We start from the raw sequence: 14330 nt of genomic DNA, 5'->3' as shown, positions 1-14330 counted from the left end.
TCAAGCCTCCTCGGGTTCAAGCGCGTCGTCGCAGTATTCGTAAGCCAGGGTCACCGACATCACGTGCGGTACGTGATGGACCCCGATGATGGAATCGGAAACGGCATAGCCTTCACCGTCTTCGATCAGGACAAGCATCCGGCCGTCGCCGTGATCGTGGGCGACTGAGGCGCCGGGCACGGCCTCGACGCCAAGCTGCACGGCACGCGTGTGCTCGGGCAGGTATTTGAGAACGAGACTGACGATCTTCATGCGACACCTCGGTTGGCAGTGGTATTCAGGGAAAGGATGCGAATCGCCCGGGTCGGGCAATCGGCGAGACAAGCGCCGCAGCCGGTACAGGCCAGGGCATCGAGTTGCGGCCCGGCGACACCGCCCAGCCGGGGAGGGAAATGGATGGCACGGGCCTCGCAGCTTTCGCCGCAGGTCCGGCAGACAACCTTCTGCTCAGCCAGGCAATCGTCGGAAAAGACTGCCTTGAGCGACCAGCTTTCATCGGCCTTCAAGGCGCCCGGGGTGCATGCCGTGCGGCAGTCGCCGCAGAAGGTGCAACCGTCCGGGGCGCGGCCCGGCGTGAAATCGGCTTCCGGGTAACCGCCGTCGCCGCGCAGCAGCAAGCCGGTCGGACAGGCCTCAATGCAGGCGGAGCAGCGGGTGCAGGCATCGACAAACGCGCTTTCGGCCAGCGCCCACGGCGGACGCACCGGATTCCCCCGGGAGGGGCGGGCGACACCGAGAAAAGCGCGGCGACTGAGCATGTTGGACTGGCCTGAAAGTTGATCTGGAACGGATGCTACGCCCGTAAAATGGCAATCAACACCCCGGGAAAATGGCTTGAAAAGCCGCGATCTACGCCTTAAGAGGTAGTGCTTTTGCCGCAATCGACAAAGGTTTTTCCCGTAGAATCAAGCGCATGAATCCGAGAGCACAACCCTGCCCGGGCAAACCGAATACCCCCAGGCAAAAAAGAGGTAATCCGCAATACCGGCCATGAAGCGTTTCTTTTCTTCCATTTCGGATGCCCTGCAGGATTCGGTGCTGGTTCGGCTGGGCTTGGCCATGGGTATCCTCGCCCTGCTCTCCTTTGCCTCCATCGTCACCTCGACAGTGATTGCCGAGAACATCAGCGGCCAGGCCAGCGCCATCAACGTTTCCGGCTCGCTGCGCATGATGAGTTTCCGCAGCCTGAGCGAAGTGCTGCAACCGGAAAAGCGTGCCCAGGCGCAGCAGACTCTGGAGCAATTCGAACGCCGGCTGCACGGACTGGACCGCTTCATCCAGGACAAGACCGTCGGCAACTCGCCGTCAAAGGAAGCAATCAACGTGGTCAACCGGCGCTGGGTCGAACACATCCGCCCCCTGGCCCGGCTCGCCGCCGAAGGCAATGTCGATGCGCTGACGATCATGGCCCAGGACATCCCCAGCTTCGTCGAGCAGATCGACCGGGTCGTCGTGCTGATCGAGGAAGATCTGGAACAGAAGGTCCGTTGGCTGCGTGCCACCCAGTTCGGCCTGCTGACGCTGATCATCATGGTCAGCCTGGTGACCAGCTGGATGTTGCGCCAGCAACTGGTCCAGCCGTTGGCGCAGTTGCTCAAGGCAGCCAAGACGGTTTCGCGCGGTTCGTTCTCGACCCGGGTCAGTCATGTCGGCGGCGACGAACTCGGCCAGTTGGGCCGCGCCTTCAACACCATGGTTGAAGAAATCGCCAACATGTATGCCCACCTCGAGGAAAAGGTCGAGGAAAAAACCCAGGAACTGACCCGCACCAACCAGTCGCTGGAACTGCTCTACCGCGTCAGCCAGAAGCTGTCGGCCAGCGACCTGACGCTGGATCAACTGCAGGGCATCCTGCGCGAAGTCGAGGACGCGCTGGAGCTCGGCCACAGCATGATCTGCGTCAGCGACAACGGTCACCTGCCGGCCCATCCGGTGGTCGGCGACCTGACGCCGGAGGAAATCGAACGCTGGTGCGGCAAGCAGGATTGCGCCCAATGTTTCGACCGTGCCGCTCACCCCCTGGGCGAACAGGCGGCCGCCGGCACCACTGTCGTCCTGCCGATTGGCGACGCCAGCGGCATGCGCGGTACGCTGCCGATCCTGCTGCGTTCCCGCGAGCCGCTACCCGCCGACAAGGCCCGGTTGATCGAAACCGTCGGCCACCATGTCTCGAACGCCCTGCTCAACATGCGCCGCACCGAGGAAAAACATCGGCTGGCGGTACTTGAGGAGCGCTCGGTGATCGCCCGCGAGTTGCACGACTCGATTGCCCAGTCGCTGAGCTACCTGCGCATTCAGGTCACGCGCCTGGAAAAATGCATCGCACAGGGTTGCGATGCCCGCACCATAGCCGAAGAACTGAAGGATGGATTGAGCTCGGCCTACCGCGAACTGCGCGAACTGATCACCACCTTCCGCCTGCGCATCGACGAGCGCGGCTTCGGCGTCGCCCTTCAGGAAACCATTGCCGAATTCTCCGAAAAGCTCGGCTTCCCGGTACAACTGCACAACACCCTCTCCGGCATCGTGCTTTCCGGCAACGAGGAAATGCACGTCATCCGCATCATCCGCGAGGCGCTCTCCAACATCGAGCGTCACGCCCAGGCGAGCCGGGCCTCGGTCGAAATCTTCGTGGCGCCGGACCACACCGTGACCATCTGCGTTCGCGATAACGGGCGGGGCTTCAACCCGGCCGAGATTCCTGAAAACCATTTCGGCACCAGCATCATGCGCGACCGCGCGCACATCCTCGAAGGCAACATCGATGTCGAGACGGCCTTCGGCGGCGGTACCACGATCAGCCTGCACTTCCTGCCACAGAAATACCGGCAGACCGACCCCTGAGAGACCCAGCATGCCCACCACCACCCGCGTCCTGATCATCGACGACCACCCGCTGTTCCGCCGTGGCGTCAGCCAGTTGCTCGGCCTGGCCGACGGCTTCGAAATCATTGGCGAAGCCGCCAGCGGCCAGGAAGGCATCGAACTGGCCAAACGCCTCGACCCCGACCTGATCCTGCTCGACCTCAACATGAAAGGCATGAACGGCCTGGAAACCCTGCGCACCATGCGCGACCTGGAAATCGATGCGCGCATCATCCTGGTCACCGTTTCCGACGCCCCGGAAGACCTGATTGCCGCCATCCGCAGCGGTGCCGACGGCTACATTCTCAAGGACAACGACCCGGACGACATCCTCAAGCTGATCGACAGCGCCATGCATGGCAAGACGGCCATCAGCCCGGAACTGACCAGCCTGCTGGCAACGGCGCTACGCGAGGAAAGCGTGGTCGAGCAACGCAGTCAGGCCAGCCTGACCGAACGTGAAACGGCCATCCTGAAATGCCTGGCCGGTGGCATGTCGAACAAGCTGATCGCCCGCGAACTCGACATCATGGAAAGCACGGTCAAGGTACACATCCGCAACCTGCTCAAGAAACTGAAATTCCGCTCACGCGTGGAAGCGGCGGTGTGGGCGGTGGCCAATCAGATTCACTGAGGCCTCAGACCCGCCCTGCCGCCCCCTCGCCGAGCCAGTAAAGCACGGTTGAGAAGAAGTGCTGGGGATCGATGGGCTTGCCGATGAAATCGTTCATCCCGGCGGCAAAACACCGCGCTCTGTCCTCGGAGAAGGCGTTGGCGGTCATCGCGATGATCGGTAAGCGGGCCATGGCGTGAATCTCGCGCAACCGCCGGGTCGCGTCGAGACCGTCCATGTTGGGCATCTGCATGTCCATCAGGATCAAGGCATAGTCGCCCCGGGCCGCCATGTCGCAAGCCACATTGCCATCCTCGGCAATATCGACCAGCAGGCCGGCATCTTCGAGCAACATGCGGGCGATTTCGGCATTGATCGGCTCATCCTCGGCAAGCAATACCCGGCTGCCGGAAAACTCCTGCTGCAGCCTGCGCTCCACATTCATCGTCCGCTCCACCGGCCGGGCAAGCGGCTCATCCCGCACCTTCAGCAAGCGCGCGGTGAACCAGAACTGACTGCCCTGCCCCGGCGTACTGCTCACCCCAACCTCGCCCCCCATCAAGTTGGCAATCCGGCGGGTGATCGCCAAACCCAGGCCGGTACCACCGTAACGCCGGGTGGTGCTGGCATCGGCCTGCTCGAAGGCGTTGAACAGGCGGTCCTGGACATCGGCTTCAATCCCGATGCCGGTATCTGCCACCTCGAAACGCAGCAGCACGCTCTCTTCGTCTTCAGCAACCGGCGCAACCCGGATGGTGATTCGCCCGTGGTCGGTAAACTTGATCGCGTTGCCGGCAAAGTTCAACAAGGCCTGCTGCAGCCGCGTCCTGTCGCCGAGCAGCAGATGTGGCAGATGGGCAACCTCGGTAAAGAGGTGCAACCCCTTTTCCTGCAAGCGGGGCGCGAGGATGGAGGCGACGTTACCGACCACCGCCCGGAGATTGAATGCCACGGCCTCGAGCTGGAATTTACCGGCCTCAATCTTGGACAGATCGAGGATGGCATTGATGATCTCAAGCAGGTGGTGCCCGGCCGTATCGAGCTTGTCCAGCCGTTCGAGTTGCAAGGGATTCAAGCCCGAGCGGCGCAGCAGATGGGCCATGCCGACCACGGCATTGAGCGGAGTGCGGATTTCGTGCGACATGTTGGCCAGGAAGGCGCTCTTGGCGATATTGGCCGCCTCTGCATCGTCCCTGGCCTGCAGCAGCGCATCTTCCTGCTGCTTGCGCTGAGTGATATCGGTAACAAAGGCAATGAAGCGCTCATTGCCTTCATTATCCCGATGATGGTAGATGCTGACCTCGACCGGTAGCAAGGAACCGTCTTTCCTGCGCTGCAGACTCTCGATCTGGATGCTGCCACGCTCACGCACCGACGACTTGACTTGGTCGTAACCGGTTGGACCCAACTTGGCATCGAGATCGGGCACACTGAGCGCCAGCAACTCGTCGACGGTGTAGCCGAGCATGCGGGCGGCGGCATCGTTGGCGTAAAGCAACCTGCCACTAGCGAAATCCACCCAGTGAATACCGATCCCGACCATCTGCATGGCGAACTGCGTATCGGCCAGTTGCTGATTGATCCGGCGAATTTCCCGGGTTCGTTCCTCGACCATCTGCTCCAGGGAGTGACGGTGGGCTTCAAGTTGCTGCTCGATCCTCACCCGTTCGCTGACATCCCGGGCCGATGCGAACAGCAGCCGTTGCCCTTCGAGCTCAACCGGTGACGTGGAAATCTCCACGTCGATCAAACTGCCATTCTTGCGTCGATGCCGCGTATGGACGATGGGAAAGGCGGCTCGCTCGAAATTCTCGCGATAGGCTTTCATCAATCCATCGGGGTAATCGCCGGCATCCCACTGATCGAGGCGCATGCCGATCATCTCGTCGACTTCGTACCCGAGCATGCGGGCAAACGATGCATTGACCATGACCAGACGCGCGTCGGCATCGAGCACGTGGATGCCGTCGGTGGCAATCGCCAGCAACTGCCGGTTTCTCTCGGCCTCGGCCCGGTAGCGCGCCTCGTACTGCTTGAGTTCGCTGATGTCCTCCGGCGCTTCATTGCGTATTGCGGGGTCGGTGTTGGTCGAGTTGTTGATCTGCATCTACGACGCCGGTCCATTCGATGTTCTTTTCTAAATCATCATCCTCTCTGTGGATATTTTTGTCAATTTTAAAATTAATGAAATATTTTGAAACAAGGTTTCAGAAAACAAAAAACCGATGCACAAGCATCGGTTTTTGGGGGGATGAAAGACCGGGGCGTTGCGATCAGGCCTGCTTGAACTTGTAGTAGGCACCGTAAGCCCAGCAAGCGGCACAGAAACCGGTCGCCAGATCGATGAAGGCAAAGATCAGGATGGCCCAGCCCGGGATCATGCCGACCGGGGAACCGAGCAGCCAGGTCACGAACATGGCGGTACCGGCGATGGCGGCGATCTTGTCGGCGAACATCTTGGAGCCGGCATTCTGCATCTTGGGGATGCCCAGCTTGTCGGTGACACCGGCGAACAGCTTGTACGACAGGCATTTGTGCGGGGTAACGAAACCGCGGATGAAACCGCCGACGGCCAGCAGGAGGGACACCCATTTGTACGGGGTGAACAGGTAAATGGCGGCGATGGCAAAGCTCATCGTCGCCTGGAAGCGATAGGCGTTGGAACACACCGGGGCAATGTCGAAACGCAGCATGGCTGACTCCATCCAAATATAATTAGATGCTTATATTAAATTGATGTGTTGCAGCATGCAAGCTTTTTATGACTATGCTCAATGCCCGCCAAGCCATCGCTTCTCGCCGGCCGTCACGGGAAACGGCAACCAGTTCTCCGGCGGCGGCAGCGGACAGGTGGCGAAGGGCGTGAATGCACAAGGCGGATTGAAGGCGCGGTTGAAATCGAGCCGGATCTTGCCGTCAACCGCCGGTTCAGCCTTCAGGAAACGCCCGGCACCGTAGGTCTCCCGACCGCTTGTCCGGTCGCGAAAAACGAAGAAGACCTCGCGCTCGCCGACCGACATCGGCAACAGTTCGACCTGCTGCCCCTCAACCGTGAACACCGCCTTGAAGGCGACCGTCACTGGTTTCAGTTCGCCGGTCACGTTGGGCACTTCCATGGTCAGCGGCGGATCGAGCGGCAACCAGTCGGCCTCGATGGACCAGGCAGCGTTTTCCGGAAAATAGTCGACACCGACGAACGGCTGGCGCGTCGCCCAGGCGCGGTCGCGCACGCGGGCGGCGAAGCGGCCCTCACGGTCAACGATGAAAAACGACAGGCTGTCATGGTCAACGGTATCGGGCTTGCCGTCGCGATCGGTCTGCAACGCCCTCGCCTCGCCGCCGGCCGGTTGCCAGAAGACACAACCATCACGGCGAATCAGATCGCCGAGATGGGCCGGCCCGGACGGCAAGCGGACGACGCTATCGTCGCCGCTACCGACCTTGCTGTTTTCATCGTCGAGCCAGAATAGCCCAACCAGTCCGAGCCAGCTATCCGGCCCGGCGAGTTCGGCGTGGCGCGAAGCACGCCAGTTCACAAAGTCACTCAAAATAGCCGAAAACCCCATAAAACAGACACAATGTCAAATTTTAAACAAAGCATATCTAATTGAACATTAAAGAATTTTTGCAATTAAAATCGCGTGAAAGCCAAACTTGGTTTTTGTTGTCATTTTTGATGGATTGAGTTGATGAAACCCACCTCTCGCCGCCTGGCAAAACGCATCCCGACCAGCAATTTGCTGAGCAGCCTTGAACCGCGGATCATGTTCGATGCGGCTGCGGTTGCCACAGCGGACGGAATCGATCAAAACACTGAAACTCAGCCTACACATTCCACGGCGACGGACAACACGACCGTAGAGCAGGATACCCCGGCATTCGGCACAAATGAAAATACGGGCAATCTGACGCAAGCCCAACAAGATGCTCGCGATGCCATTCTTGCTTTCCTTGACAACACCGATAACGAAACCCTGTTCGCCATTTTCAATGGCGGCAAGACATCGCCTGACGCCAACTGGCAGGAAAGAGCCGACAGCCTGCGCGCCGCCCTGATCAATGGCGAAATTCGGCTTGAAATGACTGGGGTCCCCGCAGAGGTTCTGCAAGGCGCTTACGCCGCATATTCGGCCGAAGGCCCTAACCAAGTCGCCACCATTTTCATCAACGAACAATGGTGGTCGGAACAGACCAGCCATACCAGAAGCGCCGTGATGATCGAAGAAATCGGTCACCATATCGATCGCTGGCTCAACGGGGACGATGACACCCCTGGCGACGAAGGCGAGGCGTTTGCCAACGCCGTACTTGGCCAGACACCCAACTTCCTTGATGCAGCCAGAATCGCCGTGGAAAATGATGCCGGCACGATTTGGCTCGACGGCGAGGCCTATCAGGTCGAGCAGGCCAGCTTCAATTTCTTCAAGGTCTACGAGGTCAACAAAGCCACCACGCCCGCCGGGAAAGAGTCTAACAGTCACGACTTCATCTATACCGACCTGGGCGCCCCGACTTTCAGCGACGATACAAACAGCCGCTATTTCAGCGGCAACGACGTGTCCGCCATCGGCCTGAACATTCTGGATACGACCACAGGAAATACAGAAACCTTCTATGGCTGGATCAGCCGGCCAATCAAGGTTGGAGGCCAGGTCAAAGGCTTCTATTTCTGGACTGACGTCGATTTCAACACCCTGGCTGCAGCCCAGGCTGACGGCAACACCGATGGCGACCGCAATGTGGCAGACAACCGCGGGTTCATTCTGGTCGTGGACACAGCCTACTTTGCCAGCACTTTCGGTGTTGAAAACGGCAGCATCAAGAATATTGGTTCATCCTCGGATCGCGTCGATTCGTCAATGAATTCGCTCATTCCAATCAACACGCCCCCCCTGCTCAGCAATGACAGCCTCACCGTTACCGAAGATGCAACGAGCAACAACACGGGCAATCTGTTGACGAATGACAGCGACCCGGACGGTCACAACCTGCGTGTCACCCAATTTGTCATCGGCAACACCACCTACACTGTTGCCGCACCATCTGCCGGCACGGCAAATCCATCAACCACGGCAAGCATCGCCGGCGTTGGCAATCTGACTGTCCACAGCAACGGCGACTACACCTTTACCCCCACCCCCAATTACAACGGCGCCGTCCCCTCCGTGACCTATACGGCAACCGATGACAATGGCGGCACGGCCAACGCGGTCCTGTCGATCACCGTCACCCCGGTAAACGACGCACCGACTTCTTCCAACGACAGCTTGACGGTCAATCCCAATAGCACCGTTTATCTTGGTCTGACCGATTTCGGTAACTATCAGGATATCGATGGCGACCCCCTGGCCAAGATCATCATCACCAGCCTGCCTGCCAACGGTACACTCGAATATCTCGATGGAAGCAGCTGGGTCACCATCGCCCTGAATGGTTCCACCGATACGGAATTTTCCGCCGCCGACATCAACGCAGGGAAATTACGCCTGAACACGACCACGGCGGATACCACGATCGGCTTCAAGGTTTCCGATGGCAGCGCAGCAAGCGCCGCCAGCTACACCTTGGCAATCACCGTCCCCAGCACGCCTGCGCCGCCGACAGCAAACGCCGACACTGGCACCGGCTCAGCCTTTGAAGCCAAGGAAGCTGGCTACAACGAAGCAGGCAGCAACGCTGTCGGGAATGTGCTCAGCAACGACAGCGGAACTGGCATCAAAGTCACATCCGTGTTCAACAGCGCTGTCGCCGCCAGTGGCACCACCACGATCAAGGGACAATTCGGCACGCTGACCATCGATGCGGATGGCGCCTACACCTACGCCCCCGATTCGACGTTCGACTCGGTCGTCGATCAACTCAACGCTGGCGCTTCCAAGACAGAGACCTTCACTTACACGATCACCGACGCCAACGGTAATGCTGCGACAAGCACGCTGACAGTCAAGATCAACGGCACAAACGATACCCCCGTAGCAGTGGACGACGCCAATTCCATTAAGGAAGTCTCACCGGGAACAGCAGGTAATTACGGATCGATCAGTGGAAACGTTCTTGACAATGATACCGACGTCGACAGCATTCAACTTGAGGTCAGTATTGGCACCTCCGATGTAATCACCATGCCCGGCGACAGTGTTGTGGTTACCGCAACCTCGCCGGTTACCTCAAGTACCTACACGGTCACTCAGACAGCAGGCGGTGGCTACACCTCCCGACTGAGTAACAACGTCAATTACTCACTCAAGGTTTATCTCAACGGTAGTTGGCAGGACCCTACCCATATCGACGGCACGACACCGCTCACCGTGCAGCGAGCAGGCTCTGGCGGCTCGTCATACCTGATCTTCAGCGACCCGGCTGCTGTACTGCGTTACCCGGACAACACCGAATTTGAGGTACTTGGTAGCGCGCAGGGCCAGGATCCAAATGTCCGAGTAAAAATTGCAGTGACTGGCACCACCGTCTCGTCCTCCAATACATTGACGCTTACCGGAGGAAGCTTAGGCAGTATCGCTGTTGGTGATATCGCAACCTGGGATGGCATGCCGACCGGTCAAACCATCACCGTAACAGCGATCGGAACCGATACCATCACCCTCAGCCAGGCCGTTTCGATTGCCAACAAGCAGGTGACCTTCGCTGACCCAAACAGCGCTTCGGCACCGACCGCCGGGCCAGGCGAGATGCTGATGGCGGGACTGCATGGCTACCTTCGCCTCAGCCGCGATGGCAGTTATACCTACACCCTGACCAGCAACGCACTGAATGCTGGACAAAGCTACACGGAGACTTTCACCTACAAAACTTCCGACAGTCATGCCGAGAGCAATACCGCCACGCTACGGATTCGCATTGATGGCACCAGCGGTGCTTATTCGTTCACTGCAGCCAACGATAGCCTGAACGTTCAGGAAGACACTCAGGGAACAGTCAACGTACTGGACAACGATACCAGTAGCGGCACCAAGACCGTCACAGCTTACAGCTGGGGAAATCAAAGTACGACGACACCAGGAACCACGCTGACACTGAATGGCATCGGCGATCTGTCGATTGCCAGCGATGGTACGCTGACCTTCACGCCATATTCAAACTACAACGGTCCCGTGCCGACGGTCACCTACACGGCATCGGAAGGCGGTAGCGAACGGTTCTCGGCTCAGGTCAGCATCAGTATCTCGGCATCGAACGATCTGCCAACCAGTGACAACGATGCGGTAACGACCGCGAAGAACACGTCCGTCACCTTGCGTGCTGACGATTTCGGCAACTACAACGACATCGATGGCGACGCCCTCGCTGGCGTCAAGATCACAAGCCTGCCCTCAAAAGGCAGCCTGACGCTGAATGGTGTCGCGGTCTCAGCCGGTGACATCATCGCGATCGCTGACATCAATGACGGGAAACTCGTTTTCACGCCCTCCAGCAACGAGTCGGGCAGTAGCTATACGACCATCGGCTTTCAGGTATCCGATAACATCACAGGGACGCCTAGCCTGAGCAGCAGCACTTACACGCTGACAGTGCATGTCACCGATGCCGGACCAGCGGCACCAGGCCAACCCCCGGTCAACACCCTGCCGGCGACGGCATCGCTGGGAGACTATGAAACACTGACCTTCTCCGGCATCAGTGTTGCCGATGCCGACAACAACATCACCAGCACAAGCCTGATTGTCGCCAATGGCACGCTCTCTGCGACTGGTGCTGGAGTCAGTGGCACCGGCACGGCCAGCAACCCGCTGGTACTGACCGGGACCAGAGATCAAATCAACGTTTTGCTGGGAACACTGAAGTATTCGCCAAATACCGGATTTTCCGGCGCCGACACCTTGCGCATGCAGACGCTGGATGCCGACGGGAACAGCGACACCGACTTCATGGCGATCACGGTCAACCCCGACAATCGCCCCCTGAATGTAACCGGCACAACAGTCAACGAAGCCTCGCCTTACCTGCTGTTCAAGGTCGATGGTCAGGCTCAGCAACTGGTGACGCTCTCATTGGGAGCGACCGGGGTGGGTAGCGGCCATGCGACCGCCGGCATCGATCACGCGACTGCCCTTGAATATCACGATGGCAACACCTGGGTTGCGTATACAGGCGGCACTGTGCGAATTCCCGGAACCACGGGTAACGCCTCGCTGATGGTACGCGTCGCCGTCTATCAGGATGCTGCTTATGAAGGGACCGAGACACTCGAACTGACTGCAACCAACACCGCGGGCAGCAGTGCTGCAGGAACAGGCGGCATCCGCGATGACGGTGCTGGTGAAGTATTTACTGCAACCGATCTCGACCTGACTCCAGACACGACACCGGCCGCCAACACCCTTGACGATGATCGTCCGCTCACCATCAACAGCATCCGCGTCAACGAGGCTTCCCCGTATGCCGTATTTACCGTCAGCGGCACCGCCGGGCAGACCATCTCGCTGGCGCTGATTGCCGGCTCCGCCACGGCAGGCACGGATTATGGCGCATCGTTGCAGTATCACGACGGAAACGACTGGGTGAACTACAGCGGCCCATTCACCTTGCCTGCTGGCGGAACCTTGTTTGTCCGCAACACCATCATTAACGACAATCCGGCCGTCTATGAAGGCGAGGAAACCTACGCACTGGTCGCTACCAACCTCAGCGGCCGCAGTACGGTTGGTACGGCTACCATCGTCGACGACGGCAGCGGAAAACGTTATGACGGAAATCTGACTGGCGGCGTACCCAACGAAAGCAGCAGCGGTATCGAAAAAGATTACATGCTTTCGATTACTGCCGAAGGACCAGTCAACGAGGGTTCTACCTATGCCATCTTCACGGTGACCGGCAGCGCCGGTGAAACGCTTGACCTGTCACTGGCAAACACCGCCACAAGCGGCGATCGGGACGCGACGATCAGCGGCTTCACCTTCGAATTTTCCTATGACGGCAGTACCTGGAGCACCTACTCCCCGAGCAACAAGCCTGTGATTCCGACCGGACAGGATTCTGGCGAAGTTTATGTGCGGGTGGATATCCGCAGCGAACAGGATGATGTTTACGAGGTTGCCGAAACCTTCGAACTTCGCGCCAGCATCGGAGGCAGCAACCCGGGAAATCTCAGTCGTGCGGCAGTCAGCACCATCGTCGATGATGGCAGCGGCAGCAAGTATGATGGAGCCATCACAGGCGGCACGCCCATTACCAGCCTGACAGGCCTGGATGACGACAGCGCAATCGTACCCCCCGTCACAGTCACCAGCCCCACCGTCAATGAGGCTTCCCCGTATGCCGTCTTCTCCATCACCGGCACCAGCGGCCAGAGCGTGACCCTGAGCCTCGCTGCCGGCACCGCCACCGGTGGTGCCGTCGACTTCGGAGCGACCGACGCAAGCAATCTGCAGATCTCCACCGATGGCGGAAGCTCCTGGTCCAACTACAGCGCCGCCGTCACCATCCCCGCCGGCGGCAGCTTCCTCGTCCGTACCCCGGTCATCGAGGACAGCCTTCAGGACAACAACGAAACCTTCACCCTCACCGCCACCCCCGCCGGCGGTACCGCCGTCATCGGTACTGCAACCATCAAGGATGATGGTACCGGCACCCTCTACAATGCGAATGGCACCGAGAACACAAGCGGCGCCAAATCCAACGACACACCGGTATCGCCCCCACCACCACCGCCCCCACCACCAGCACCACCGCCGCCACCCCCTGTTGCCCCGCCGCCCCCGCCGGCGCCGGAGCCTTTTGTACCACCGACGCTGTCGCCACCACCTATTGTTGAAGCCACAGGCGACAGCCCGTTGGTATTTGATATTCCCGAACTGCCTGTCACAACGCTGAGCGAAAACTCCTTCCTCATCCAGCAGCAGGACAATTCGAACTCAGGTGACGCCCAGCTTTTCGTGAACGTCCAGCCAGGCGCGCAATCGATGGAAGCCAATCAAACGGCTGTCGTCCAATTGCCTTCCGGGGTTTTTGCAAACTCGGACACCTCGGCAAAAACCTCGGTGGAGGCAGAACTCTCCGATGGCCAGCCATTGCCGACGTGGCTGTCGTTCAACAAGGCTAACGGTCAATTCACGGGCACGCCGCCAGCAGGCACATCCGGCACCCTGGAGATTCGTTTGCTGGCAACGGATAATCGTGGCAACACGGCTCGCGCCGATTTCACACTGAGAATTTCCGACAGCAGCGAAAATCCGGCATCCGGCACGGCCAATCCGTCGGAAAACCCCGCCCAGACCACGACAAACTCGGGGAATCAGTTCACTTCGGGCACGACAAGCCTGATCAGCTTTGGCCCAAGCACCACTGGCCAAGCCCGTGAGTTACTACTGGTTGCAGCCCCCGCTGAGCAAATCGCAATCATCGGTCGGCCAAATGAATTCCTGCTACCCTCGGGTATGTTTTCGCATTCGGATGCTTCGGCACGAGTCAGTGTTGAAGCACGAATGGCTGATGGTCAAGCGCTGCCCGACTGGCTAACTTTCGATCCAAAAACCGGAAAATTCTCAGGTACTCCGCCCGTTGGCACGTCAGTCACACTGGACATCCGCATCGTCGCCCGAGACGATTCCGGGCAGATCGTTGAAGCCGAATTCCGCTTGCGGATCACAGCCGATGAGACCGAAATCGCGGAAAAAGAAAGCGGTACCGACGGCCAGGAAAGCAACACGCCACCTGACCGTACCGAGACTCCGGTGGCCGCCAAGTCAGCTCAGCTAATCCCCCGGGGCAAAGCAAGCCTGAACGAGCAACTCGCCCGTTTTGGCCGCCAAGGATCGGATAGCGAACGCAGCCTCATCGCTAACAAGCTGCAACGCATTGCCGATCAGCGCATCATCCAGAAAAACATCTCCTGAAA

Annotated in this window: 8 protein-coding genes; 3 read left to right on the top strand and 5 right to left on the bottom strand. The window is 59.2% G+C overall.

Annotated features, from left to right (window positions below):
- Both G471_RS0108530 and napF read right to left on the bottom strand, forming a co-directional pair.
- The gene (locus G471_RS0108530; RefSeq protein ID WP_028994985.1) at positions 1-252 is read right to left on the bottom strand and encodes a chaperone NapD; all 252 of its coding nucleotides are present in this window, start codon (positions 250-252) and stop codon (positions 1-3) included.
- Positions 249-758 (bottom strand): ferredoxin-type protein NapF, encoded by a 510-nt coding sequence (gene napF / locus G471_RS0108525; RefSeq protein WP_051295379.1) that lies wholly within the window; start codon positions 756-758, stop codon positions 249-251. The genes G471_RS0108530 and napF overlap by 4 nt, the downstream gene beginning before the upstream one ends.
- Positions 759-990: 232 nt before the next feature.
- Between napF and G471_RS0108520 the strand changes: the two genes are divergently transcribed.
- Together G471_RS0108520 and narL are read left to right on the top strand one after the other, a co-directional pair.
- Positions 991-2844 (top strand): HAMP domain-containing protein, encoded by a 1854-nt coding sequence (locus tag G471_RS0108520; RefSeq protein ID WP_028994983.1) that lies wholly within the window; start codon positions 991-993, stop codon positions 2842-2844.
- A gap of 10 nt (positions 2845-2854) precedes the next feature.
- Positions 2855-3499, top strand: coding sequence for a two-component system response regulator NarL (gene narL, locus G471_RS0108515; RefSeq protein WP_028994982.1), 645 nt, complete (start codon positions 2855-2857; stop codon positions 3497-3499).
- 4 nt (positions 3500-3503) lie between these two features.
- On the opposite strand, the gene G471_RS18320 is transcribed toward narL, so the two are convergent.
- The 3 genes from G471_RS18320 to G471_RS0108500 form a co-directional block, all read right to left on the bottom strand.
- Positions 3504-5585 (bottom strand): PAS domain S-box protein, encoded by a 2082-nt coding sequence (locus G471_RS18320; protein ID WP_051295378.1) that lies wholly within the window; start codon positions 5583-5585, stop codon positions 3504-3506.
- A gap of 166 nt (positions 5586-5751) precedes the next feature.
- Entirely contained in the window at positions 5752-6171 is a 420-nt protein-coding gene (locus tag G471_RS0108505) for a DUF4395 family protein (RefSeq protein WP_028994981.1), read from the bottom strand.
- Between the two features lie 78 nt (positions 6172-6249).
- Positions 6250-7014, bottom strand: a complete 765-nt coding sequence (locus G471_RS0108500; protein WP_245580533.1) for a DUF1684 domain-containing protein — start codon at positions 7012-7014, stop codon at positions 6250-6252.
- 153 nt (positions 7015-7167) lie between these two features.
- On the opposite strand from G471_RS0108500, the gene G471_RS0108495 reads away from it, so the two are divergent.
- Positions 7168-14328: a tandem-95 repeat protein gene (locus G471_RS0108495; RefSeq protein WP_028994979.1), complete on the top strand. Its 7161-nt coding sequence runs from the start codon at positions 7168-7170 to the stop codon at positions 14326-14328.
- The last annotated feature ends 2 nt before the right edge of the window (positions 14329-14330 follow it).

It is taken from the genome of Azonexus hydrophilus DSM 23864, from assembly GCF_000429605.1.
GTDB classification, from domain to species: Bacteria; Pseudomonadota; Gammaproteobacteria; order Burkholderiales; family Rhodocyclaceae; genus Azonexus; species Azonexus hydrophilus.
The sequence above is the reverse complement of the archived record's forward strand: the minus strand, read 5'-3'. Positions and strand labels throughout refer to the sequence as shown.

Coding starts and splice junctions, on each gene's coding strand:
- G471_RS0108530 (WP_028994985.1), bottom strand. CDS start 252: ATGAAGATCGTCAGTCTCGTTCTCAAATACCTGCCCGAGCACACGCGT.
- napF (WP_051295379.1), bottom strand. CDS start 758: ATGCTCAGTCGCCGCGCTTTTCTCGGTGTCGCCCGCCCCTCCCGGGGG.
- G471_RS0108520 (WP_028994983.1), top strand. CDS start 991: ATGAAGCGTTTCTTTTCTTCCATTTCGGATGCCCTGCAGGATTCGGTG.
- narL (WP_028994982.1), top strand. CDS start 2,855: ATGCCCACCACCACCCGCGTCCTGATCATCGACGACCACCCGCTGTTC.
- G471_RS18320 (WP_051295378.1), bottom strand. CDS start 5,585: ATGCAGATCAACAACTCGACCAACACCGACCCCGCAATACGCAATGAA.
- G471_RS0108505 (WP_028994981.1), bottom strand. CDS start 6,171: ATGCTGCGTTTCGACATTGCCCCGGTGTGTTCCAACGCCTATCGCTTC.
- G471_RS0108495 (WP_028994979.1), top strand. CDS start 7,168: ATGAAACCCACCTCTCGCCGCCTGGCAAAACGCATCCCGACCAGCAAT.